This is a genomic window from Pseudomonas sp. CP4, assembly GCF_047758505.1.
In the GTDB taxonomy this organism is placed as follows: Bacteria; Pseudomonadota; Gammaproteobacteria; order Pseudomonadales; family Pseudomonadaceae; genus Aquipseudomonas; species Aquipseudomonas fluorescens_AO.
Window position 1 is genome coordinate 385188 of sequence record NZ_CP180489.1, and the last position, 24294, is coordinate 409481.

Consider the following 24294-nt stretch of genomic DNA (forward strand, 5'->3'; position numbering starts at 1 on the left):
TGGAGCACTGCACCGTTGCTATTCATTTGCCTTCACGGGCCGCGACAGCCTCGGCTGCTCACGACTGAGGGCGAGACACCACAAGGACGTCGCACTCATGAAACCGTCATTGCTCAACGAACACGGCCTGCCAGCCCAGATCTGGAACAGCGCGCCGCAGCTCGACAATATTCCCGTCATCAACACCCACAGTCTGGTTCCCGCCGGCGCCCGCGCCGTGGTGATCGCCCCGCATCCGGGCGATGAAGTCGTCACCTGCGGCGGCTTGCTGCAGCTGCTGTCCAGCCTCGGTCATCCTCTGCAATTGCTCTCGATTACTGACGGCAGCGCCAGCCACCCCGGCTCGCGGCAATGGTCGGAGCAACGCCTGAGCGTATTCCGCCCGCAGGAAAGCGTCGAAGCCCTGCGCCGTCTCGGCCTGCCCATGCACAGCCTGAAATGGGTGCGCGGCGGTTTTACCGACAACGCGCTGAGCGATCAGCAAAGCCAACTGACCGAATTCATCGGGCGTTACCTGCGCCCGGGCGACGTAGTGTTCAGCACTTGGCGCAAGGATGGTCCAGCGGACCATGAAGTGGTCGGCCGGGCCAGTTTCGATGCGGCGCAGAAGGCCGGCGCGACCTATCACGATGTGCCAGTGTGGGCCTGGCACTGGCCGGAGCGCGAGCAGCAAATGATTCCCTGGGAGCGTGCGCGCAAGCTGCGTCTCGACACCTGGACAGTCGCGCGCAAGAGCCATGCCACCCACGCTTACGCCAGCCAGCTCAAAGGCGAACCGGCCATCGGCATCGCCCCGCTGCTGCCACCGGTGCTGCTGGAACGGATGCGCCTGCCGTATGAAATCGTCTTCTTCTGAACGCCAAAGACCTCTGACACCGTGAAACCCTGTGGGAGCTGGCTTGCCAGCGATAGCGGTGTATCAGGCAACAGAGATACTGCTGATTTGGCCCCATCGCTGGCAAGCCAGCTCCCACAGAGTCCTGTGTACGATCAAACATTTCTGTAAGGAACTGCCACCCCCTCAAACCAGTCGCATGAACAGGCATGGCCCAATTCAGAGGAGTGAACGTGTCCAGCGATCCCAAGCGTCAAGCGGTCGACGCGCCAGTCATTCATCGCCTGCGGGTACTCACGGTCAACACCCACAAGGGCTTCACCGCACTGAATCGGCGCTTCGTCCTCCCGGAGCTGCGCGAAGCGATGCGCAGTACCTCGGCCGATCTGGTATTTCTGCAGGAAGTGGTGGGTGAACACGAACGCCATTCGAGTCGCTACAACGACTGGCCGCAGACCTCGCAATACGAATTTCTTGCCGACAGTATGTGGAGCGATTTTGCCTACGGGCGCAATGCCGTTTATCCCGACGGTCATCATGGCAACGCGCTGCTGTCGAAATACCCGATTCGCGAATACCGCAACCTCGACGTCTCGATCACCGGCCCAGAACGGCGCGGGCTGTTGCACTGCATACTCGATGTGCCTGGACATGACGAGGTGCATGCGATCTGTGTGCATTTGAGTCTGCTGGAAAGCCATCGGCAATTGCAGTTGCAACTGCTCTGCCAGTTGCTCGAATCCCTGCCGGACGATGCGCCGGTGATCATCGCTGGCGATTTCAATGACTGGCAGTTGCAGGGCAACGCCGCCCTCGCCCGTCGCGATTATTTGCACGAGGCTTTCGAGCGCCATCATGGGCGCCCAGCGAAAACTTATCCGGCGCGGTTTCCCTTGTTGAGACTTGACCGGATCTATCTGCGCAATGCCAGCAGCCATAATCCAAAAATTCTCGGCAACAAACCGTGGACGCATCTTTCGGATCACTTGCCGTTAGCAGTTGAGGTGCACCTGTAGCTGCGTTTTTGACAGCAACTACATGGCATGTCCTTCCGGTAACTACCGGTAGGAATGACCTTTCGTCGGCGGCAAAAAACCGTCATATGAATACTTCGCAAGCGTTTTTCCATGCAAACAACCACTTAGTTATGTTCAGAAAAACAAACGCTTGCGAAGACTGATTTAAGCCCGCCATTCATCGCGCATTTTCTTGACGCGCAGGCGTCGCTCTTCTTATCTCTACCTTACTACCCCCGGAAACACTTACTGGGGCTGACCTTCCGGCACGCGCGAAATCGAGCAGCCGCGGTTCGCCCCGCTCTATTCGGTCGCCCCTCGTTCGGGGTAGGAGAGACGCCAGACCCGAGATGACGCATGCGCTTGCAAGGTAGACCCCCATGAAAACTTCACTGACCCCACACGAACTGAAAATCACCCTTTGCACAGTGTCAGGTTCGCTGTTGCTGTGCTCGTCCATGGAGGCGCATGCGGAGTCTGCGGCGGATGAATCCACGTGGTATCGCGCCGACGTGCCGGTGATGACCTTGCCGGTGACCGTGATAACGCCCGGGCCGCTGCCGCTGAGTCACCAGAGTTCGCGCCTGATCACTGAAGATCTTGCGCCCTCCGCATGGGATGAGCTGTACGGCAAAAGCGCCCGGCGCGCGCAGACTGATGCGCTGTCCTCCGGTTATGCGATGCCCGGCGGCGAGTACAAAGGCCCGGCGGTGGTTACGCTGAAAAGCGGTAATGGCGCTACCCAGACCGTTGGCCTGATCGGCGGCGACAATCAGATTCAGGTGAGTGCCGATGGCGTACTGACCCGACGCACCCTCTCCGCCCCAAACACTGGCCGCTTGAATTTGCAAGGCCAGAACCTGGGCGCCTATTACAGCCTGATCGGCGCGCAGGGCTGGCACGTAGACGTCTCAGCCAGCGGCGGTCGGGTCAGCGGTTTCAGTCTCACTGCTCAAGGTAACCGTCAGGCCACCGAAGGCAGTGCAATGACATTTTCGGTCGAGGGCGGTTATCCGATCGGCCTGAGCGAGAACTGGGTGGTTGAACCGCAGGCGCAATTGATCAACCAGCGGATCAGCCTTGATGCGCCTTATGCCGGCTCGGGCAACGCCGCTTCGTCCGACCTGAGCGCGTGGAGCGGCCGCGTCGGTGCACGGTTGAAAGGCAGTTATGACTTGAATGGCTTACCGGTGGAACCCTACGTGCGCACCAACCTTTGGCACACGGTCTACACCGGCAGCACGGTGACGCTGGATCAGGTCGACAAGATCAGCAGCAGCCGCAAGTCTTCAACCGTGGAATTGGGTCTGGGACTGGTGGCGCGGGTCACGCCGGCAGTGAGCCTGTACATGAGCGCCGATTACAGCAGCGATGTGGATGACAATGATCTGAACGGGATCATCGGCAGCCTCGGGGTGCGGATGCGCTGGTGATCTCCAGACTACCGAAAATCCTGTGGGAGCTGGCTTGCCAGCGATGGCGGCGTGTCAGTCAACAAAAATGCTGAATGTGACAGCCTCATCGCGGGCAAGCCCGCTCCCACAGTTTTACTGTTCCTGGATCAGCCCTGCGGCTTGAGAATCAACACCGCCAACGGCGGCAGATTCAGCTCCAGCGACAACGATTGACCATGACTCGGTACCTCATCGGTCAATGCCCCGCCGCCATTACCGTAGTTTGAGCCGGCATAAATGTCCGCGTCGCTGTTGAACAGTTCGGTCCAGCGCCCGGCGAACGGCACACCGACGCGATACGACTGGCGCGGTACCGGCGTGAAGTTGGCAACGACCAAAACCGGCGAGCCATCCTTGCTCCAGCGCAACCACGCGTAAACGCTGTTGATCGCATCATCGCCAATCAACCATTGGAAGCCCTGCGGCGCATCATCCTGATCGTGCAACGCCGGCTCTTCGCGATACAGGCGGTTGAGATCGCCAACCAGTTTCTGCACGCCTTTGTGCTCGGAATACTGCAACAGGTACCAGTCCAGTTGCTGATCGTGGTTCCACTCGCGCCACTGGCCAAATTCGCAGCCCATGAACAACAGCTTCTTGCCCGGATGAGTCCACATGAAGCTCAGATAGGCGCGCAGGTTGGCGAACTTCTGCCAGCGATCGCCGGGCATCTTGTCGATCAGCGAGTGCTTGCCGTGCACCACTTCGTCGTGGGAGATCGGCAGGATGAAACGCTCCGACCAAGCATAGACCAGACCAAAACTCAGCTCATTGTGGTGATGGGCGCGGTACACCGGATCCTGCTGGATGTAGTGCAGCGAGTCGTGCATCCAGCCCATGTTCCATTTGTAGGAGAACCCGAGGCCGCCCTGCTGGGTGCTTTGGCTAACGCCCGGCCACGCAGTGGATTCTTCGGCGATCACCAGCGCACCCGGCGCTTCCAGTTCAACCACGTCGTTCAAATGACGCAGAAAGTCGATAGCCTCGAGGTTCTCCCGACCGCCGTGGCGGTTCGGCACCCATTCGCCAGCCTTGCGCGAATAGTCGCGATACAGCATCGACGCCACGGCATCGACACGCAGGCCATCGATATGGAAGTGTTTCAGCCAGTGCAGCGCCGAGGCCAGCATGTAACCGTGCACTTCGGTGCGACCAAGGTTGTAGATCAGCGTGTCCCAATCCTGATGGAAGCCTTCCAGCGGATTGCCGTACTCGTACAGCGCGGTGCCGTCGAACTGGGCCAGGCCGTGGGTATCGGTGGGGAAATGCGCCGGCACCCAGTCGAGGATCACGCCGATGTCGGCCTGGTGACAGGCGTTGACGAACGCGGCGAACTGATCCGGCGTGCCGTAACGCGCGCTCGGCGCGAACTGCGAGAGCAATTGATAGCCCCAGGAACCACCGAACGGGTGCTCCATGATCGGCATCAGTTCGATGTGGGTGAAGCCCAGCTCTTTGACATAAGGAATCAGCCGCTCGGCCAGTTCCGGCCAGGTGTACTGGCGCGCAACCTCGCCGAGATCATCCAGCTCGCACTGCCACGAGCCGGCGTGCAACTCGTAGATCGACAGAGGCTTGGAGCGCTGCTGGCGATTCTGACGGGAATTCATCCACTCGTGATCCTGCCAGTCGATTTGCAACGGCGAGGCGACTTTCGAGGCGGTGTCCGGTGGCAGGCTGGTGGCCAGCGCCATCGGGTCGGCCTTGAGCGGCAGAATCCCGTGAGCGCCGAGGATTTCGTACTTGTACAACTCCCCCGCTTGCAGGCGAGGAATGAACAACTCCCACACGCCCGAAGGATGGCGCAGCCGCATTGGGTGACGACGACCGTCCCAGACGTTGAAATCGCCGACCACCGACACACGGCGGGCATTCGGCGCCCACACGGCAAAGCGCACGCCGTCAACGCCATCAACGGTTTTCAGCTGTGCACCGAGGCAAGCGCTGAGGTCACGGTGATTGCCTTCGGCGAACAGATACAAATCCATTTCGCCCAGCAGCTGGCCAAAGCTGTACGGATCTTCGGCAACCTGCTCGCCACCGGCCCAGCGCGTGCGCAACAGGTACGGTCGGGCCTGATCGAAATGGCCGACAAACAGCCCCGGCGTCTCGGTCATCTCCAGCGGGCCAAGCTCTTCGCCGCTGTCCTTGTCCAGCACCGCGACACTCAGCGCACCGGGCAGATAAGCGCGGATGAACTGCCCACCAGCGCCATCGCCGTGCGGGCCGAGAATGGAAAACGGGTCCTGATGTTCAGCGCGCACCAAAGCATCGATGTCGCGCGCCGAGGGTAACAATGCTTCCTTTACCACACCCTGTTCCTTGTTCGAGAAACTCATGACTACTCTCCACCAAGATCGGAAAAGGGTTTAAGCCCTGTCAATAATCCATACAAGCCGTGCAATGGCACGGGCAGCCACGTTGGGCGGTTTTCCGCCTCGTAGGCCACTTCATAAGCGGCTTTTTCCAGGCCGAACAACGCCAGCGCGGCGTCGGCACCCTGAGGATCCTGCCAGGCATGCTCAAGACTAGCTGCTGCCTCGCGGTATGCCTGGACAAATGCCTCGCGTGCTTCGCGCAGATAACGCTCGGCGACACGTTTACGCGCCGCTTCGGCTTCGACGCTGTTGTCGACGTTGTGCACATTGATGGTCATCGCCGCTGCGTAATCGAACGAACGCAGTACACCGCTGACATCCTTGTACGGGCTGTGCTTGCCGCGACGCTCACTCAACGGCCGCGCCGGTTCGCCCTCGAAGTCAATCAAGTAGGCATCGCCCTTGATCACCAGCACCTGACCCAAATGCAAGTCGCCATGCACCCGGATGCGCAAGCCGCCAGTGGCTTTCTTCGCCAGGTCCTGCACATGGGCAAGAATGGTTTTCTTCTCGTCGAGCAGACGCTTGACCAGTTTCTGGTCCGCCGCGTTCAACTCGCCTTGATGCTGCTTGAGCAGTTTCAAGGCATGTTCGACCTGGGCGGTGACATCCTTGGCCGTCGCGGCCATGTCCTTGCTCGAGGACACTTGCGGCGCGAAGTCGGCGTTGTCGGTTGGCGCAGCGAGCACCTGATGCATCTCGCCCAGACGCTGGCCGAGCATGCCGGCGAAGTCCTTCAGCTCGCCGAGCGCGTTGTAATGCTGCTCCTGTTCGGACATGGCGTCGGCCAGTTCATCGCGCAGCGCCCGTTCCAGGTTGTTCTGCGTCCATTCCCATGCGTCGCCCTGATTGCTCAGGTAACCCTGGGCGATCATCAGGAGGTTGTCTTCACCCTGCGCGTCGCGGCGAATCACCGAACCGAGCAGTGGAGAGATATTGGCAAACCCGGCCTCGGTCAGGTAAGCGCTCATCTCCAGTTCCGGGTGTACGCCAGAAGCGACTTTGCGTATCAGCTTAAGCACCAGGCTGTTGCCGACAACCACGGAGCTGTTCGATTGCTCGGCCGACAGGTAGCGCACATCCGACTCGGCGCCGAGGCCGAGTTTTTCCAGATGATCTGTCTGTTCGAAGCGGATTTCGCCTTCGATCGATTCCAGTACGGTGTTGTTCTGCATGCCTTGCAGAACGGCGCGGACGAAAGTCTCCAGGCTGAACGCATCGGTAATCAGACCGACCTGACGCACACGGCGTACACGCGATAGCGCCAATTGCTGCGGCAACGGCGGGCCGACATGGTCTTCGGCAATGAAGCCGAACGGCAGTTGATAACGGTTGGTCTGGCCACCGCTGGTGACTTCGATTTCGCTGAGCAGCACTGGATGCTGGACGTCGCCGAAGCGCACGCCGTAAGCCAGATTGACCTTTTCGATCGCCGCGTCCTTGCCGGCGAACCAGCGACGGTTCTGCAGCCAGCTCGGCAGAATGCTTTGCTCCAGCGTCGTACGCGACGGCGCTTCGAGCAGCTCTTCCATGCGTTTTTTCAGTACCAGCGTGGTGAAGTCCGGCAGGCTCTGCGCCGGCTCGACGTGCCAGCTCGGCATCTGGTTTTCCGCCGCCAGTGCGAACCAATAGAAGCCATAGGGCGCCAGGGTCAGAAGGAAATTCAACTGACCGATCGGCGGGAACGCGTTACCGCCGAGCATTTCCACCGGCACCATGCCGACGTACGCCGACAGATCCAGCTCCACTGCTTGCGCACTTCGCGAGACGTTGGCCACGCACAGGATGATTTCGTGCTTGCCATCGACATCGGTGTATTCGCGGGTATAAGCCAGCACGCGACGGTTGGCCGGCGAGAGCATTTTCAACGTGCCACGGCCGAACGCTTTCGACTGCTTGCGCACGGCCAGCAGGCGCCGCGTCCAGTTCAACAGCGAATGCGGATCGCCGGACTGGGTTTCGACGTTGACCGACTGATAGCCATACTGCGGGTCCATGATCGGCGGCAGTACCAGACTGGCCGGATCGGCGCGGGAGAAACCGCCGTTGCGGTCGATCGACCACTGCATCGGCGTACGCACGCCATCACGGTCGCCGAGGTAAATGTTGTCGCCCATACCGATTTCGTCGCCGTAATACAGGGTCGGCGTGCCAGGCATCGACAGCAGCAGGCTGTTGAGCAGTTCGATGCGGCGACGATCGCGTTCCATCAACGGTGCGAGACGACGGCGAATACCGAGGTTGATCCGTGCGCGACGGTCAGCGGCGTAGTAGTTCCACAGGTAATCGCGTTCACGATCGGTGACCATTTCCAGGGTCAGCTCATCGTGGTTGCGCAGAAAAATCGCCCACTGGCAGTTCGCTGGGATTTCCGGGGTCTGACGGAGAATGTCGGTAATCGGGAAGCGATCTTCCTGAGCCAACGCCATGTACATGCGCGGCATCAGCGGGAAGTGGAACGCCATGTGGCATTCGTCGCCATTCACCCCGGCAGCATCGGTGTCGCCGAAGTACAGCTGGGTGTCTTCCGGCCACTGATTGGCCTCGGCCAGCAGCATGCGGTCGGGATAGTTGGCGTCGATCTCGGCACGGATCTGCTTGAGGACGTCGTGAGTCTCCGGCAGGTTTTCGTTGTTGGTGCCGTCGCGCTCGATCAGGTACGGAATCGCGTCGAGGCGCAGGCCGTCGATGCCCATGTCCAGCCAGTAACGCATCACCGACAACACGGCTTTCATCACTTGCGGGTTGTCGAAGTTCAGATCCGGCTGGTGCGAGTAGAAGCGGTGCCAGAAGTACTGACCGGCGACCGGATCCCAAGTCCAGTTGGATTTTTCGGTGTCGAGGAAGATGATCCGCGTGCCGTCGTATTTCTGGTCGTCATCGGACCAGACGTAGAAATCTCGCGCCGCCGAACCGGGCTTGGCCTTGCGCGCACGCTGGAACCATGGGTGCTGGTCAGACGTGTGGTTGATGACCAGCTCGGTGATCACCCGCAGCCCGCGCTTGTGCGCCTCGGCAATGAAGCGCTTGGCGTCGGCCATGGTTCCGTAGTCGCTGTGCACGCCACGGTATTCGGCGATGTCGTAACCGTCGTCGCGACGTGGCGAGGGATAGAACGGCAGTAGCCAGATGGTGTTGACGCCGAGGTCGGCAATGTAATCGAGTTTGGCGATAAGCCCGGGAAAGTCGCCGATCCCGTCATTGTTGGAGTCGAAAAACGATTTGACGTGAACCTGATAGATCACCGCGTCCTTGTACCAGAGCGGGTCTTTGATGAAGGCGGCTGCCTTGGGTTTCTTCGCCATGTGGAACTCCTGAAAAATTCTCTGATACACCGAGGGACTCGCAATGGTGAGCCCCTGTGGCGAGGGGATTTATCCCCGTTCGGCTGCGCAGCAGTCGCAAATTGTTAACGCGGTGCAGCTTGAAAAAAGGGGCCGCTGCGCGCCCCAACGGGGATAAATCCCCTCGCCACGGAGGCGGTGCAAATGTTACGAAGCTGAAATCCGCCAAATCCCGAACGGCTGATACGCCGGGTCGATGCGCATGAACTGATATTTGCCGTGCCAGTCCCAGCGGTGGCCGTTCATCAAATCTTCGCCATGGGTAGTCGCGTCGTCCGGCAGGCCCATTTCCCACAGCGGCAGTTCGAAATTCGCTTCCTGCACGTTATGCGGATCGAGGCTGACCGCGACCAGAATGAAATTGCTGCCATCGGCGCTGCGCTTGCCGAAGTACAGAATGTTGTCGTTCCAGGCGTTGTAGATTTTTAGCCCCAGATGCGTGTGCAGCGCCGGATTCTGCCGGCGGATGCGGTTGAGCTGGGCGATCTCGGCGATGATGTTGCCGGGCGCGGTGAAATCGCGGACGCGGATTTCGTACTTCTCCGAATCCAGGTATTCCTCTTTGCCCGGCACCGGCGCCGATTCGCACAATTCGAAGCCGGAATACATGCCCCACAGACCCGAGCCCATCGTTGCCAATGCAGCACGGATGAGGAAACCGGGACGCCCCGACTCATGCAAAAACGCCGGGTTGATGTCCGGGGTATTGACGAAGAAATTCGGCCGGTAGCATTCGCGCCACGGCGACTGATTCAGCTCGGTGAAATATTCCGCCAGCTCGGCCTTGGTGTTGCGCCAGGTGAAATAGGTGTAGCTCTGCGAATACCCGACCTTGCCCAGACGCGCCATCATCGCCGGCGTGGTGAAGGCCTCAGCGAGGAAAATCACTTCCGGATACAGCGTGCGCACGTCGGCGATCAGCCATTGCCAGAACGGCAGCGGCTTGGTGTGCGGGTTGTCGACGCGAAAGATTTTCACGCCTTCCTTGACCCAGCCGACGACGATGTCACGCAACTCGACCCACAGGCTCGGAATCGCATCCGGCGCGTAAAAATCGACATTGACGATGTCCTGGTATTTCTTCGGCGGGTTCTCGGCGTATTTGATCGTGCCGTCCGGGCGCCAGTTGAACCAGCCCGGATGCTCCTTGAGCCACGGATGGTCCTGGGAGCACTGAATGGCGAAATCGAGAGCGATTTCCAGGCCATGATCGGCTGCCGCAGCCACCAGGCGGCGGAAATCTTCACGGGTGCCGAGCTGCGAGTGAATCGCCTCGTGACCACCCTCCTCGCTGCCGATCGCGTACGGACTGCCGGGATCATCCGGGCCGGCCGTCAGGGAATTGTTGCGGCCCTTGCGGTGGGCGCGGCCGATGGGGTGAATCGGCGTGAAATACAGCACGTCGAAACCCATGTCCTGAATCATCGGCAGACGCGAGTGCACGTCGTTAAAGGTGCCGTGACGCTGGGGATCGTCGGTGATCGAGCGCGGAAACAGCTCATACCAACTGGCGAACTCGGCGAGTTCGCGCTCGACGTCCATGGGGAATTCGGCGCTGATGCTGAGGTAGGCGCGATGATCGGCCTGGGCCATCAGCTCGGCACTGCGCGAGTGCAGAAACAACGCGACCTGTTCGGTTTCGAGCAGGCCGGACAGTTCGTGGTGCAGCGCGGCGAGCTGCTCGCTGAGCTGACCTTCGCTGCGTTCGGCGGCCTGTTGCACCATCGTCCGGCCTTCCTGCAGTTCCAGAGAAACCGGCACCGCCGCGCTGTGCTTCTTTTCCAGTTCGTACTGGAAGCTGGCGAAATGATCGATCCACGCTTCGATGCAATACAGGTAGCGGCCCTGTTCCTCGGGGCGGAACTGGCCTTGCCAGGTGTTGTTGCCCTGATCGGACATGACCTCGGTTTGCCAGGTTTCCTGGCCTTCCTCGCGCCAGCGAATGCGCACGGCGAGCTTGTCATGGCCGTCGGCAAACACCTTGCTAGTCACCACCACTTCGCGCCCGGCAATCGATTTGGCGGCGAACTGGCCGCCGTCGAGAGTCGGCATGGTGTTTTCGATGACGATGCGTGGCAGTAGCAACGCCTGCGACAGCGGCATGTGCGGGTTGTAACTCAGCTCTGAAGGTCTTTCAGCAGTCATTGAGCATCTCTCCTTAACGCCCCAAGGACGCTCTTGTGCCGGAACAGTATTCGCGACAAAGCGCCGGCCCTGTCATGAACTCACCTAGGTTCCGAGCAACCGGCGCGGGGAAAAGTTCAGATGAAATTAACAAGACAAACCTGCGGATCGAATTTGTCGTCGCCGGGTCAACTCACTTAAGCACGTCCCACGCCATGTGCCATACGGAGGTCACCTGATGAGCATCCCGATCCCGGCGGAAACGCCCGATCCGAACATCGACAAACCCACGCTGCCGGAGACTGAGCCGCCGGCGGTTCCGGAACAAGAGCCGCCCGGCACCACGCCACCACCGAAAGAAGAGCCACCGAGCACGATGCCGCCGGTCATCGTCTGAGCCCTGATCGTTCCCATGCTCCGCGTGGGAATGCAGCCCGGGACGCTCTGCGTCCCATCCAGAGCCGAACGCGGAGCGTACGTTGAGGCATTCCCACGCGGAGCGTGGGAACGATCATCAGTTGGCGCTGAGTCAGAGGTGGTCGTTCTTGTCGACGTCCTTTTCGAACATTCTCACCACGTACGGCATCACACTGAAAATCGCCAACGCCAGAATGGTACTGAGCAACGCCGTCGCTTCCTTGCCCAGCCCCGCTGCCACGCCGATCGCCGCCGTCATCCATAACCCTGCCGCCGTGGTCAGGCCTTTGACGTGAGCTTCGTCGCCCTGCTGATTTTTCAGAATGGTCCCGGCGCCGAGAAAGCCGATCCCGGCAATCACACCCTGCAGCACGCGACTCATCGCATCGGATTCCGCCCCCGAGGTCTGTGGCACCAATACAAACAACGCCGCGCCCAGCGCCACCAGCATGTGCGTGCGCACGCCCGCTGCCTTGCCTTTATGTTCGCGCTCGAAACCAAGAATCCCACCGAGAATCGCCGCCATCACCAGACGTACGGTGATCCGGGTCATTTGCGAAGCGTCGCCGATGTCGGCAAATTCGGCTTGCATCGTGGCCCACACTTCATCCCACCAGTCTTCCATCGTGCCTCCCTTGTTATTGGCTTGATAAGCGATGGACAACAGCGACCATTAATCGGTTGCGCAGAACGAACGGCGCGCTGCGCTTCCTAATATGCAGACCCAACCGGAAAAAAGGACTGCCGCCATGCCCGTTCGAATCGATGAATCCAACCCCGAGCAGAAAGTGTGTTTTTTCACCGTCGAACATGGCGAGGAAATCCGCATCTGCGACACCCTGGAAGTCATGACCGATCGCGACAAAGCCATGTCGTACGTGGACATCGAAGGCAAACGCACCTACATCACCGAAGCAGAAGCGGATGCCTTGACCGTGGCCGGGGCCAAGGACGGGCGCAAACATCTGAAGGCCGATGACAGTGATTCGGTGGTTTGATTGATCTCGATCAACACCCGACGCAGACGCCTGCAATAGGCGTCTGCGCCTTGCCTGGCAGGTTGCTTCAAGTTGTCCCAGGCATTGCGCCAAACTTCATCTGATCCGCTTTTTATTGCCAAACCTGAGTCTGTTCTGCAAACAGATCGGCGCTCATAGTGCATCGGCCTGATGGAGGCTGATGAGCGAACGAACATGAGCGAGCAAATCCCCGTCCGAACCGTAGAAGCATCGCCAACGATAAAAAGCGTACCCGCGCGCCCACTGAAGGCGACTGCCGGATCCACCGACAAGCAGATCCACACTCGCAGTTTCACCGGACTGTTCCGCAACCTGCGTATGAGCGGTGCCGGACTTCTGTTTGTGCTGTTCTTCGGCACCGTGTGGCTTAACTGGGGCGGTCGGCAGGCGGTACTGTGGGATCTGGCGGAAAGCAAATTCCACATCTTTGGCGCGACGTTCTGGCCGCAGGATTTCATTCTACTTTCGGCGCTGTTGATCATTGCCGCGTTCGGACTCTTCGCCATCACCGTGTTTGCCGGTCGCGTCTGGTGCGGTTACACCTGCCCGCAGAGTTCGTGGACGTGGATCTTCATGTGGTGCGAGAAGGTCACCGAAGGCGAGCGCAACCAGCGCATCAAACTGCAAGCCGCCCCCTGGAGCCTGAACAAACTGGCACGCCGCGCCGCCAAGCACACCTTGTGGCTGGCAATCAGCGTGATCACCGGCCTGACCTTCGTCGGCTACTTCACCCCGATCCGGCCGCTGGCCGAAGAACTGCTGACCCTGCAGATCGGTGGCATCAGTTTGTTCTGGGTGCTGTTTTTCGCCGCCGCCACCTACATCAACGCCGGTTGGCTGCGTGAGGCCGTGTGCATGCACATGTGCCCGTATGCGCGGTTCCAGAGTGTGATGTTCGACAAGGACACGCTGACCATTGCGTATGATGCCGCCCGGGGCGAAAACCGGGGTCCGCGCAAGCGTGACGTGCGCCCGGTCGAAGCCGGCCTGGGCGATTGCATCGACTGCCAATTGTGCGTGCAGGTCTGCCCGACTGGCATCGATATCCGCGATGGTTTGCAAATGGAATGCATCGGCTGCGCAGCCTGCATCGATGCTTGTGATTCGATCATGGACAAAATGCATTACCCGCGCGGCCTGATCCGCTACAGTTCCGAGCGCGAATTACAGGGTGGCAAAACGCATCTGCTGCGCCCGCGTCTGATTGGCTATACGGCGGTGCTGCTGGTGATGATCGGCGCGTTGGCGTTGGCATTGATCGAGCGGCCGATGGTGTCGCTGGATGTGACCAAGGATCGCGGCTTGTTTCGCGAGAATGCGCAGGGGCAGATCGAGAATATCTACTCGCTGAAAGTGATCAACAAGACACAGCAACGGCAGGAATACCGGTTGAGTCTGGTGGATGGCGACGGGTTTGAATTGCAGGGCAAAACGGCATTGAGCCTGGCGCCCGGGGAGATTGTCGATGTGCCGGTGTCGGTGGCGATGACCACCGAGCGCCCTACGAGCAGTTCGCAGACGTTGAGTTTCAGGGTTGAAGACAGTGACGAGCCGCAGGTATACAGCGTGGCGAAGAGCCGATTTGTGGCGCCGATGAATCGCTGATTGCCCTTAAACTGCGGTGCTTTCATTCGCGAGCAGGCTCGCTCCCACAGGAAATCGCGGTCGTTGTGGGAGCGAGCCTGCTCGCGAATGGAGGCGACGCGATTCCTTATAGACCCCATTCGGATCCACCATGAAACGCTACGAAAAATTCGCCGACGACATCGCTGAACTGATCCGCTCCGGCGTTCTCGGCCCCGGCCAGCGGGTGCCGTCGGTGCGCTATGCCAGCCAGACTTACGGGGTCAGTCCGTCGACAGTATTCCAGGCCTATTACCTGCTCGAACGTCGCGGTCTGATCCGCGCCCGGCCGCGTTCCGGTTACTTCGTCAACGCCCACACGCCGAGCGCCTTCTCCGAGCCGGTGATCAGCAGCCAGGTCAACGAATCCACCGAGGTTGACGTCAGCGAACTGGTGTTCTCGGTCCTCGATTCGATCAAAGACCCGAACACCGTACCCTTCGGCTCGGCCTTCCCCAGCCCGACGCTGTTCCCCCTGCAACGTCTGTCGCGTTCCTTGGCCAGCGCCGCGCGGGAGATGGATCCGCGCATGGTCGTCACCGACATGTCGCCGGGCAACCCCCAACTGCGTCGGCAGATTGCCTTGCGCTACATGGTCGGCGGGCTGATGCTGCCGATGGAAGAGCTACTGATCACCAACGGTGCCCTCGAAGCGCTGAACCTGTGCCTTCAAGCGGTGACCGAGCCCGGTGATCTGGTGGCCATCGAGGCTCCGGCGTTTTATGCCTGCCTGCAAGTGCTCGAGCGGCTGAAGCTCAAAGCCGTAGAAATCCCCGTGCATCCGCGTGACGGCATCGACCTCGGCGTGCTCGCGCAAACTCTGGAACGTCATCCGATCAAGGCCTGCTGGTGCATGACCAGTTTCCACAACCCGATGGGCGCGACCGTGCCCGAGGCGAAGAAACAGGAACTGGTCGAACTGCTGCGTCAGCATCAGGTGCCGTTGATCGAGGACGACGTCTACGCCGAACTCTACTACGGCCAGCACGCGCCAAAACCGGCCAAGGCCTTCGACACCGAAGGCCTGGTCATGCATTGCGGCTCGTTCGCCAAAAGTCTCGCGCCCGGTTATCGCATCGGCTGGGTGGCGGCCGGGCGTTTCGCGCAGAAGATCGAGCGACTGAAGCTGATGACCTCGCTGTGCGCTTCGATGCCGGCGCAAGCGGCGATTGCCGATTATCTGCAACACGGCGGCTACGATCGGCATCTGCGCAAACTGCGTTATGCCCTGGAAGAACAACAGAGCGCGATGCTCGCGGCGATTGCTCGGTATTTTCCGGCGCAGACCCGCGTCAGCCAGCCGGCGGGCGGCTATTTTCTATGGCTGGAATTGCCGGAGCAGATGGACTCGCTGAAATTGTTTCAAATGGCATTGGCACAAGGCATCAGCATCGCGCCGGGGCCGATCTTCTCGCCGACCCAGCGTTTCAGAAATTGCATTCGCTTGAATTACGGTAGCCCGTGGACCGAGGAATCGGAAAAGGCCATGGAGACTTTGGGGCGGATTGTGCGGTCGTTCTGAGGGATAGATGTTGTCTGGACTGACCCCTTCGCGAGCAGGCTCGCTCCCACATGGGGTCTGTATTCACAAATCAACTGTGGGAGCGAGCTTGCTCGCGAAGAGGCCGGTATTAACGACAAAAAGCTCAAAGCCCTACCGCCCACCCCCCAAATCCACAAACGTCCCGGTCGCATACGACGCCTTGTCCGACAGCAACCAGACAATCGCCTCCGCTACTTCATCCGGCCGCCCGCCGCGGGCCATGGGAATCGCCGATTCGAGCTTGCTGACCCGATCCGGGTCGCCGCTCAGGGCATGGAAGTCGGTATAGATGTAGCCCGGACGCACGGCATTCACGCGAATGCCCTCGCCCGCGACTTCTTTCGACAGACCGATGGTGAACGTATCGAGCGCCCCTTTGGACGCGGCGTAATCAACGTACTCGTTCGGCGAACCGAGGCGAGCCGCGACCGAGGAGACGTTGACGATGCTGCCGCCCTGCCCGCCGTGTTTGGGCGACATGCGCAGGATCGCGTGCTTGGCACAGAGGATCGGCGCCAGCACGTTGGTTTTCATGATTTTGAGGATGCGGAACTCGGACATTTCATCGACCCGCGACTTCTGCCCGACGGTGCCGGCATTGTTGACCAGCGCGGTAACCCGGCCCAGTTCATTGTCGACGCGCTGAAACATCGCGATCACTTCGTCTTCGATACTGACATCGGCGCGAACCGCGATGGCCTGGGCGCCCAAGGCTCGAACCTGCTCAAGCACGCTGTGGGCAGCCTGTTCATCCGACTGATAGTTGATGCAGATCCGGTAGCCTTGTCCGGCTGCCAACAATGCCGTGGCAGCGCCGATTCCGCGCCCGCCACCGGTGATGACAATGACTTTATCCATGCTGGCCTTCCCCCACGTGCACACGTAACAGTCGGGGGAAGAATAACTGCGATTGGCGGGTTTTGCATGTGGCGCCTATCCGGGCGCCTTCGCGAGCAAGCTCGCTCCCACAGGGTCTCTCAGACCACCGCCAGCCGTTGCCCACGCACGATGTCCTGCATGAAGCGCTCTGCCGGCATTGGGTGGCCGAGCAAATAGCCCTGCAGCGAATCACAGCCCAGTTTGGTCAGGAAATCCTGTTGCGCGCCGGTCTCGACACCTTCGGCGACAATTCGCAAATCCAGCGCCTGACCCAGCGCGACAATCGCCGAGACGATCGCCGCATCATCACTGTCGTGCTCCAGATCACGGACGAAACCGCGATCGATCTTCAGCTCGTTGGCCGGCAGGCGCTTGAGGTACATCAGGCTGGAGTAACCGGTGCCGAAGTCGTCGATCGACAGATCGACACCCATGTCCGACAACTCTTGCAGCACAGTCATGCTCGCATCGGCGTCGCTCATCGCCGTGGTTTCGGTGATTTCGAGCGTCAGGCTGTTGGCCGGCAGATGATGAGTCGCCAAGGCCTTGGCCACGCTTTGCACCAGCCCGGCATGGCAGAACTGCAAGGCGGAGAGGTTCACGGCGATGCGCCAGTCGGTGTAACCGAGCACGTACCATTCGCGCATCTGCCGGCAGGCTTCGTTGAGCACCCATTCGCCCATGGGAATGATCAGCCCGGTTTTCTCCGCCAGATCAATGAACTTGTCCGGCATCAACATGCCGTGCAGCGGATGCTTCCAGCGCAACAGTGCTTCGGCACCGACCGGACGGCCATTGGCGGCGTCGAATTTGGGCTGGTAATGCAGGCAGAACTGATTGTGCTCGATGGCCGCGCGCAGGTCCTGCAACAGTTGCAGTTGTTTGCGCGCGTTGGTGTTCATCGACGCATCGAAGAAGCTGTAGCCGTTCTTGCCGCCTCCCTTGGCGTGGTACATCGCGGCGTCGGCGTTCATCAGCAGCTCTTGGGCGTTGTCGCCGTTGCCCGGATACAGCGCGATGCCGACGCTGGCGGAAATCTGCAGGTCATGTTCGGCGACGCGGAAGGTGCGGCCGATCAGACCAACCTGACGCGCGGCCAGGCTCAAGGCGTCATTGGGCTCGCTTAAACGCACCAGCAGAACGAATTCATCGCCGCCGATTCGTGCGAGTGTGTCCTGGCTGCGCAAGTCTTCACGCAGACGAATACCGACCTCGCGCAGCAATTGGTCGCCCATGTGATGGCCGAACGCATCGTTGACCGGTTTGAAGCCGTCGAGGTCGATGAACATCAAGGCGAAGCAGCCGCCCTGCTCCTCAACCTTTTTGATCGCCTGATTGATACGGTCGTCGAGCAACATGCGGTTGGGCAGACTGGTCAGCGGATCGTGCAAGGCCAGTTGGGTGAGTTCGCGATTGGCCACGGTCAGTGAGTGCGCCAGATCGGCGGTGCGCGCTTCGAGGCGAGCGTCGAGAATCGAGGTCAACAAGGCGATCGACAGCACCGCCAGCGTGGTCACTACTACCAGACTATCGAGGCCGTTGCCCTTCAAGCCATTGAGCGTCGCGCCGCAGAAACTGCCGTCAGGAAACTGCGCAGCGGCCATGCCGGTGTAGTGCATGCCGACAATCGCCATGCCCATGATCACCGCCGCGCCAGCGCGAATCAGCCGCACATAGGGCGATTGCTGGCGCAGGCGAAAGGCAATCCACAACGCCGCTGCCGAAGCTCCGACTGCGATCAGCAGGGAGGCGCTGAACAGCGTAGGGTCGTAATCGATGCCGGGAGTCATGCGCAGCGCGGCCATGCCGGTGTAATGCATGGCGCTGATGCCTGACCCCATGATCAGTGCACCGAAGGCCAGTTGCGCCAGGGGCAGTTTCGGCTGGCTGACCAGCCATAAAGCAAAGCCGCAGGACAGCACCGCGATCAGCAGCGACAACGCGGTCAGGGCGAAGTCGTAACCCAGGTCGATCGGCAATTTGAAGGCGAGCATGCCGATGAAGTGCATTGACCAGACGCCAACGCCCATCGCAAACGCCCCGCCCGCCGTCCAGAAATGCACGGCCCGGCCTTTCGCCGTGGCGATGCGCCCGGTCAGGTCGAGCGCCGTGTAGGAAGCGAGGATCGCCACGCACAACGATATGAAAACCAGGGTGAAGGAGTAGCTGCCGATGAGCATGGAGGTTCTCGTGACAAGCCGAAACCGTACTGCTTCCATTCTCGGTCGGGCAAATGCGGCGATTGTACTGATTGCGCGGAAGAACGCACTGACAAAGTAACCAAATTGCCATCAAGCCGATGAAACGCTTGTTCGATCGTCCTACAAGGCTCTGCGGTGGGCTTTAAGCCACCTTCGGCAAGCGATCTCAAGCCGCCCACAAATCCCCTGTGGGAGCGTCCAGCCACCCATCATCATCCGAACGCGAATCCCTTGTGGGAGCGGGCTTGCTCGCGAAGGCGTCGGCACATTCAACATCTCCCTCGACTGACCCACCGCGTTCGCGAGCAAGCTCGCTCCCACAATTTTCAGCGTCCAGCCACCCTTCATCATTCGAACGCGAATCCCTTGTGGGAGCGGGCTTGCTCGCGAAGGCGTCGGCACATTCAACATCTCGCTCGACTGATCCACCGCTTTCGCGAGCAAGCTCGCTCCCACAATTTTCAGCGTCCAGCCACCCATCATCATTCGAACGCGAATCCCTTGTGGGAGCGGGCTTGCTCGCGAAGGCGTCGGCACATTCAACATCTCGCTCAACTGACCCACCGCTTTCGCGGGCAGGCTCGCTCCCTCAATTTTCAGCGTCCAGCCACCCATCATCATTCGAACGCGAATCCCTTGTGGGAGCGGGCTTGCTCGCGAAGGCGTCGGCACATTCAACATCTCGCTCGACTGATCCACCGCTTTCGCGAGCAAGCTCGCTCCCACAATGGATCGGGGGCAAATCAACGATCTCCAGTGCAACGCGAATCCCTGTGGGAGCGGGCTTGCTCGCGAAAGCGTCGGCACAAGCACCATCGAAGTTGCCTGGTCAACCGCTTTCGCAAGCAGGCGCGCTCCCTCAGGTTCAGCGGTTGTCGCTGACGTCGAGTTGGCCGTCCCAACCGCCGCCCAGTGCGGCGATCAGCTGCACACTGGCAATCAACCGGTTCTGCAGAATATTCAGCACGCTGCGCTCATTGCTCAGCGCCGTGGCCTGCACCACTACCACATCGATATAAGCGATCAGCCCGGCCTTGTACTGGTTTTCCGTCAGACGCAGGGAATCGCGGGCGGCGTCCAGCGCTTCCTGGCGCACCGCAGCTTCGTCTTCATACACCTTGAGCTGGACCAGGTAGTTTTCCACTTCGCGGAATCCATCGAGCACGGTCTGGCGGTAGCGGGCGACGGTTTCGTCATAGGCCGCTTCGCTGCGATCGACCTCGGCCGAACGAATGCCGCCGTCGAACAGCGGCAACGACAGCTGAGGGCCGACCGACCAGAAACGGTTCGGCAGACTGATCAAATTCTTTGACGTGCTACTGCTGTAGCCGCCGCTCAGACTGAGGGTCAGGTCCGGGTAATACGCGGCTTTCGCCACGCCGACATTGGCATTGGCGGCGATCACCGAGCGCTCGGCCGAAGCGATGTCGGGACGGCGCTCCAGCAATTGCGAAGGCAAGCTCAGCGGCACTTGCGGCAGCTTCGGGATGCTCTCGCTTTCGGCGATGCTGAAGTTCGCCGGTGCTTCGCCAGTGAGCACGGCGATGGCGTTTTCAAACTGGGCGCGCTGCCAGATCAGGTCGACCAGATCGGCCTGGGTGCTTTTCAACTGGGTTTGCGCCTGCGCCACCGCATCGCGCCCGGAAACCCCGGCGCGGTACTGGTTCTGGGTCATTTTCAGCGAACGCTCATAAGCAGCGACGGTGGCCTCAAGCAAACGCTTCTGCTGATCAATAACCCGCAGTTGCAGATAGTTCTGCACCAGCTCCGATTGCTGACTCAGACGCATCGCCGCCAGATCGGCAAAACTCGCCTGCGCGTTGGCCTCATCAGCCTCCAGCCCACGGCGCAGTTTGCCCCACACGTCCGCTTCCCAACTGACGCCCAGTTGCGCGGTGTAGGTATCACGAATACCGCTTGAGGAACTGCTCAGGCTCGAGCTGCTGCTGCCGGTGCCCTGACTGGAGCGGTTCTTGCCCAGACTCAGGTCGACACTGGGGTAAAACGCCCCGCGCGCACTGCGCACCAGCGCCTGCGCCTGGCGGAACTGCGCTTCGGACTGGGCAACGGTCTGGTTGGCGCTGTTGAGTTTCTCGATCAAGGCGTTTAGCTGTTGGTCGCCGTACAACTCCCACCAGGCGCCACGGGCCAGCGAGTCGCTGGGATTGGCCTGACGCCAGCCCTCGGCTTCCTTGAACTGAACGATTTCGGCAGTTTGCGGGCGCTGATAGTCCGGACCGACAGCGCAAGCGCTGAGCAGCGCTACGCACAGTGACAGGCTCAACAGGCGCGAGCCGCGCGCGGTGGCCAATTGGATAAGCGAACGGTCAGTCATAGCGGAGTTTCCAGAGCGGCATCAGTGCGCACGCCGCGCCATTTATTGAAACGATGGCGCAGCTTGTCGAGATAAAGGTAAACCACCGGGGTGGTGTAAAGGGTAAGGACCTGGCTGAACACCAGGCCGCCAATGATGGTCAGGCCCAGCGGCTGGCGCATTTCCGCACCCTCGGCGCGGCCGAGCAGCAGCGGCAAGGCGCCGAGGATCGCCGCCAGCGTGGTCATCAGAATCGGTCGCAGGCGTTGCAGGCAGGCGCTGCGGATAGACTCCAGCGGCGACAGGCCCTCATGCCGCTCCAGTTGCAGCGCCAGATCGATCATCAGGATGGCGTTTTTCTTCACCACGCCGATCAGCAGGAATATCCCCAGCAGGGAAATCAGGCTGAACTCGCCGCCCAGTGCATAAATCGACAGCAACGCGCCAACCCCGGCCGAGGGCAAGGTCGAAAGAATGGTCAGCGGGTGAATGTAGCTTTCATACAGCACACCGAGCACCAGATACACGGCGAGCAACGCACCGAGGATCATGAACGGCTGGCTTTTCTGCGTCGCGGCGAAGGCGTCAGCGGTGCCGGCCATTTTCGCAATCACGTCCTCCGGCAGGCCGACCTTGGCGATCGCCCGTTCGATGGCGGCACTGCCCTGCTCCACGGTCACGCCTTCGGCCATATCAAAGGAAATGCTTTCGGACGCAAACTGGCCTTCATGACTGACCCGGTCGTTTTCCAGGCTGTTTTCGTAATGGGCAAACGTCGACAGCGGCACCCGCGCGCCGTCAGCGGTAATCACCTCGACCTGCTTGAGCGTCACCGGATCCTGGGCGTATTTCGGATTGACCTCCATCACCACCTGATACTGGTTGAGGCTGTCGTAGATCGTCGAAATCTGCCGCTGGCTGTAAGCGTTGTTGAGCACGGCGGTGACCATGTTCATGTCGACCCCCAGGCGTTTGGCCTGATCGCGGTCGACAATCAGTGTCACCTGCTGCGCCCCGGCACCTTCGCGGGCATCGATGGCGGTCAGCTCGGGCAATGCACGCAGAGCGCTGACCACTTTCGGGAACCACTTGCGCAGCTCGGCGAGGTCGCCGCTTTGCAGGATGTAGGTGTACTGCGAACTGGTCTGTTCGCGGCCGCCGCCAAACTGCAGATCCTGGTCGGCCATCAGCATCAACTGCGCTCCGGGCACCTTGGGCATTTCCTTGCGCAAGCGCTCGATGACTTTCTGTGCCGACAGTTGGCGTTCCTTGATCGGCTTCAGGCGCACGATCATGAAGGCGTTGTTGGTGCCGTTGTTGCCACCAATGAACCCGGCCACGCTTTCCACCGCTTCGTCCTTGAGCACGGCGCGGCGGAAGGTTTCCATTTTCGGCTGCATGACGTTGAACGACAGACCGTCATCGCCACGCACGAAACCGATCAACTGGCCGGTGTCCTGCTGCGGCAGGAAGGTTTTCGGCACCACCACGTAGAGCGCAACGTTGACGCCAACGGTGAGCAGCAGGCTGAACAAGGTCAGCCGCCGATGACGCAACACCCAGTCGAGGCTGGTGGCGTATTTGCCGACCATCCAGTCGTTGGTTTTGTGGCTCCAGCGTTGCAGGCGGTTTTCCTGGCCCGGCGTGTGTGGTTTGAGCCAGCGCGCGCAGAGCATTGGCGTCAGTGTCAGGGAAACCACCAGCGACACCACGATCGCCGCCGCCAGGGTGATGGAAAACTCGCGGAATAGACTCTCGACCAGCCCGCCCATGAACAGAATCGAGAGGAACACCGCCACCAGCGAGACGTTCATCGACAGCAGGGTAAAGCCGACTTCCTTGGCCCCGAGGTACGCCGCCTGCATCGGTTTGACGCCTTCGTCGATATGCCGGGAAATGTTTTCCAGCACCACGATGGCGTCATCCACCACCAGACCGGTGGCCAGGATCAGCGCCATCAGCGACAGGTTGTTCAGCGAAAACCCGTACAGGTACATCACCGCAAAGGTACCGACCAGCGACACTGGCACCGCCAGGGTCGGGATCAGCGAGGCGCGGAAGTTACCGAGAAACAGGTAGACCACCAGTACCACCAGGGCGACGGCGATCAGCAAGGTCATCTCGGCTTCATGCAGCGTGGCCTTGATTACCGGCGATCGGTCCATGGCCAGATTGAGTTTGACGCTGGCCGGCAGCACCGCTTGCAGCGCCGGCAACTGCGCCTTGATCTCGTTGACCGTCTCGATGATGTTGGCGCCCGCCTGACGGTTGATCACCAGCAATACCGCCGCGTCGTCGTTGAAGAAACCGCTGTTGTAACGGTCTTCAACGCCATCGCTGACTTTCGCCACATCCTTGAGACGCAATGCGGCGCCGTCGGCGTAGTGAATGATCAGCGACTCGTAATCCTTGGCTTTCTCCAGCTGGTCGTTGGCCTGGATCTGCCACAGACGCTGGCCATCCTCGACCGAGCCCTTGGGTCGGCGCACGTTGGCGTCGGCAATGGTCTTGCGCACATCGTCGAGAGCCACGCCGTACTGGTTCAGGGCCTGCGGTTCGAGCTCGATGCGCACCGCCGGCAGCGAACTGCCACCGATCTGCACTTCACCGACGCCCTGCACCTGCGACAGGCTTTGCGAGAGGATGGTCGAGGCCAGATCGTAGAGTTGACCTTTTTCCAGCACGTCCGAGGTCAGCGACAGCACCATGATCGGCGCCTGCGACGGGTTGACCTTTTTATAGGTCGGCATGCTGCGCATCCCGCTTGGCAGCAGATTGCGCGAAGCATTGATCGCCGCCTGCACTTCCCGCGCCGCGCCGTTGATGTCGCGGTCGAGATCAAACTGCAGAATGACCCGCGTCGAACCCTGACTGGAGCGGCTGCTCATGGTGTTGACGCCGGCAATCGCACCGAACGAACGCTCCAGCGGCGTCGCCACCGTTGAGGCCATCACCTCCGGACTGGCACCTGGCAGACTGGCCTGGACGACAATCACCGGGAAATCCATCTGCGGCAACGGCGATACCGGCAACAGACCGAAGCTGACACCGCCGAGCAACATGATGGCCAGGGACAGCAGCATGGTTGCCACGGGGCGTTTGATGAAGGGACCTGAAAGATTCATGCGCTCCAGTCCCTACCGCCGA

General features: G+C 60.5%; 15 protein-coding genes. 7 read left to right on the top strand and 8 right to left on the bottom strand.

What is annotated here, in order from left to right:
* The first annotated feature begins 97 nt into the window (after window positions 1-97).
* The 3 genes from ACMYUN_RS01525 to ACMYUN_RS01535 all read left to right on the top strand — a co-directional run bounded on the left by ACMYUN_RS01525 (window position 98) and on the right by ACMYUN_RS01535 (window position 3284).
* The gene (locus ACMYUN_RS01525) at window positions 98-856 is read left to right on the top strand and encodes a PIG-L deacetylase family protein (protein WP_039760473.1); all 759 of its coding nucleotides are present in this window, start codon (window positions 98-100) and stop codon (window positions 854-856) included.
* Between the two features lie 212 nt (window positions 857-1068).
* Complete coding sequence (locus ACMYUN_RS01530; RefSeq protein ID WP_415762546.1) at window positions 1069-1851, top strand: endonuclease/exonuclease/phosphatase family protein; 783 nt, start codon at window positions 1069-1071, stop codon at window positions 1849-1851.
* Between the two features lie 380 nt (window positions 1852-2231).
* Complete coding sequence (locus tag ACMYUN_RS01535) at window positions 2232-3284, top strand: autotransporter domain-containing protein (RefSeq protein WP_415762547.1); 1053 nt, start codon at window positions 2232-2234, stop codon at window positions 3282-3284.
* 128 nt (window positions 3285-3412) lie between these two features.
* On the opposite strand, the gene glgB is transcribed toward ACMYUN_RS01535, so the two are convergent.
* The 3 genes from glgB to ACMYUN_RS01550 all read right to left on the bottom strand — a co-directional run bounded on the left by glgB (window position 3413) and on the right by ACMYUN_RS01550 (window position 11172).
* Entirely contained in the window at window positions 3413-5644 is a 2232-nt protein-coding gene (gene glgB, locus ACMYUN_RS01540; RefSeq protein ID WP_039760470.1) for a 1,4-alpha-glucan branching protein GlgB, read from the bottom strand.
* A gap of 2 nt (window positions 5645-5646) precedes the next feature.
* Window positions 5647-8988 (bottom strand): maltose alpha-D-glucosyltransferase, encoded by a 3342-nt coding sequence (treS, locus tag ACMYUN_RS01545; RefSeq protein ID WP_039760468.1) that lies wholly within the window; start codon window positions 8986-8988, stop codon window positions 5647-5649.
* A gap of 186 nt (window positions 8989-9174) precedes the next feature.
* Window positions 9175-11172, bottom strand: a complete 1998-nt coding sequence (locus tag ACMYUN_RS01550; protein WP_122704404.1) for an alpha-1,4-glucan--maltose-1-phosphate maltosyltransferase — start codon at window positions 11170-11172, stop codon at window positions 9175-9177.
* Window positions 11173-11389: 217 nt separating this feature from the next.
* Between ACMYUN_RS01550 and ACMYUN_RS01555 the strand changes: the two genes are divergently transcribed.
* Entirely contained in the window at window positions 11390-11548 is a 159-nt protein-coding gene (locus ACMYUN_RS01555) for a hypothetical protein (protein WP_165368403.1), read from the top strand.
* Between the two features lie 132 nt (window positions 11549-11680).
* On the opposite strand, the gene ACMYUN_RS01560 is transcribed toward ACMYUN_RS01555, so the two are convergent.
* Window positions 11681-12193, bottom strand: a complete 513-nt coding sequence (locus ACMYUN_RS01560) for an MgtC/SapB family protein (RefSeq protein WP_039760464.1) — start codon at window positions 12191-12193, stop codon at window positions 11681-11683.
* A gap of 124 nt (window positions 12194-12317) precedes the next feature.
* On the opposite strand from ACMYUN_RS01560, the gene ACMYUN_RS01565 reads away from it, so the two are divergent.
* The 3 genes from ACMYUN_RS01565 to mapR all read left to right on the top strand — a co-directional run bounded on the left by ACMYUN_RS01565 (window position 12318) and on the right by mapR (window position 15732).
* Complete coding sequence (locus tag ACMYUN_RS01565; protein ID WP_415762548.1) at window positions 12318-12566, top strand: DUF3203 family protein; 249 nt, start codon at window positions 12318-12320, stop codon at window positions 12564-12566.
* A gap of 195 nt (window positions 12567-12761) precedes the next feature.
* Window positions 12762-14192: a cytochrome c oxidase accessory protein CcoG gene (gene ccoG / locus ACMYUN_RS01570; RefSeq protein ID WP_415762549.1), complete on the top strand. Its 1431-nt coding sequence runs from the start codon at window positions 12762-12764 to the stop codon at window positions 14190-14192.
* Window positions 14193-14322: 130 nt separating this feature from the next.
* The gene (mapR, locus tag ACMYUN_RS01575; RefSeq protein ID WP_415762550.1) at window positions 14323-15732 is read left to right on the top strand and encodes a GntR family transcriptional regulator MpaR; all 1410 of its coding nucleotides are present in this window, start codon (window positions 14323-14325) and stop codon (window positions 15730-15732) included.
* A gap of 132 nt (window positions 15733-15864) precedes the next feature.
* Here mapR and ACMYUN_RS01580 read toward each other — a convergent pair whose 3' ends face one another.
* The 4 genes from ACMYUN_RS01580 to ACMYUN_RS01595 all read right to left on the bottom strand — a co-directional run bounded on the left by ACMYUN_RS01580 (window position 15865) and on the right by ACMYUN_RS01595 (window position 24272).
* Window positions 15865-16611 carry an SDR family oxidoreductase gene (locus ACMYUN_RS01580; protein WP_415762551.1) on the bottom strand — a complete coding sequence of 249 codons (747 nt, stop codon included), beginning with the start codon at window positions 16609-16611 and terminating at the stop codon, window positions 15865-15867.
* Window positions 16612-16730: 119 nt separating this feature from the next.
* The gene (locus ACMYUN_RS01585) at window positions 16731-18812 is read right to left on the bottom strand and encodes a putative bifunctional diguanylate cyclase/phosphodiesterase (RefSeq protein ID WP_415762552.1); all 2082 of its coding nucleotides are present in this window, start codon (window positions 18810-18812) and stop codon (window positions 16731-16733) included.
* 886 nt (window positions 18813-19698) lie between these two features.
* Entirely contained in the window at window positions 19699-21168 is a 1470-nt protein-coding gene (locus tag ACMYUN_RS01590; RefSeq protein ID WP_415762553.1) for an efflux transporter outer membrane subunit, read from the bottom strand.
* Window positions 21165-24272 (bottom strand): efflux RND transporter permease subunit, encoded by a 3108-nt coding sequence (locus ACMYUN_RS01595; RefSeq protein WP_415762554.1) that lies wholly within the window; start codon window positions 24270-24272, stop codon window positions 21165-21167. Before ACMYUN_RS01595 ends, ACMYUN_RS01590 begins: the two co-directional genes overlap by 4 nt.
* Between the last annotated feature and the right edge of the window lie 22 nt (window positions 24273-24294).

Excerpts from the sequence above, each read along its gene's own strand:
- ACMYUN_RS01525 (WP_039760473.1), top strand. The coding sequence starts at position 98 with ATGAAACCGTCATTGCTCAACGAACACGGCCTGCCAGCCCAGATCTGG.
- ACMYUN_RS01535 (WP_415762547.1), top strand. The coding sequence starts at position 2,232 with ATGAAAACTTCACTGACCCCACACGAACTGAAAATCACCCTTTGCACA.
- glgB (WP_039760470.1), bottom strand. The coding sequence starts at position 5,644 with ATGAGTTTCTCGAACAAGGAACAGGGTGTGGTAAAGGAAGCATTGTTA.
- treS (WP_039760468.1), bottom strand. The coding sequence starts at position 8,988 with ATGGCGAAGAAACCCAAGGCAGCCGCCTTCATCAAAGACCCGCTCTGG.
- ACMYUN_RS01550 (WP_122704404.1), bottom strand. The coding sequence starts at position 11,172 with ATGACTGCTGAAAGACCTTCAGAGCTGAGTTACAACCCGCACATGCCG.
- ACMYUN_RS01555 (WP_165368403.1), top strand. The coding sequence starts at position 11,390 with ATGAGCATCCCGATCCCGGCGGAAACGCCCGATCCGAACATCGACAAA.
- ACMYUN_RS01560 (WP_039760464.1), bottom strand. The coding sequence starts at position 12,193 with ATGGAAGACTGGTGGGATGAAGTGTGGGCCACGATGCAAGCCGAATTT.
- ACMYUN_RS01565 (WP_415762548.1), top strand. The coding sequence starts at position 12,318 with ATGCCCGTTCGAATCGATGAATCCAACCCCGAGCAGAAAGTGTGTTTT.
- ccoG (WP_415762549.1), top strand. The coding sequence starts at position 12,762 with ATGAGCGAGCAAATCCCCGTCCGAACCGTAGAAGCATCGCCAACGATA.
- mapR (WP_415762550.1), top strand. The coding sequence starts at position 14,323 with ATGAAACGCTACGAAAAATTCGCCGACGACATCGCTGAACTGATCCGC.
- ACMYUN_RS01580 (WP_415762551.1), bottom strand. The coding sequence starts at position 16,611 with ATGGATAAAGTCATTGTCATCACCGGTGGCGGGCGCGGAATCGGCGCT.
- ACMYUN_RS01585 (WP_415762552.1), bottom strand. The coding sequence starts at position 18,812 with ATGCTCATCGGCAGCTACTCCTTCACCCTGGTTTTCATATCGTTGTGC.
- ACMYUN_RS01590 (WP_415762553.1), bottom strand. The coding sequence starts at position 21,168 with ATGACTGACCGTTCGCTTATCCAATTGGCCACCGCGCGCGGCTCGCGC.
- ACMYUN_RS01595 (WP_415762554.1), bottom strand. The coding sequence starts at position 24,272 with ATGAATCTTTCAGGTCCCTTCATCAAACGCCCCGTGGCAACCATGCTG.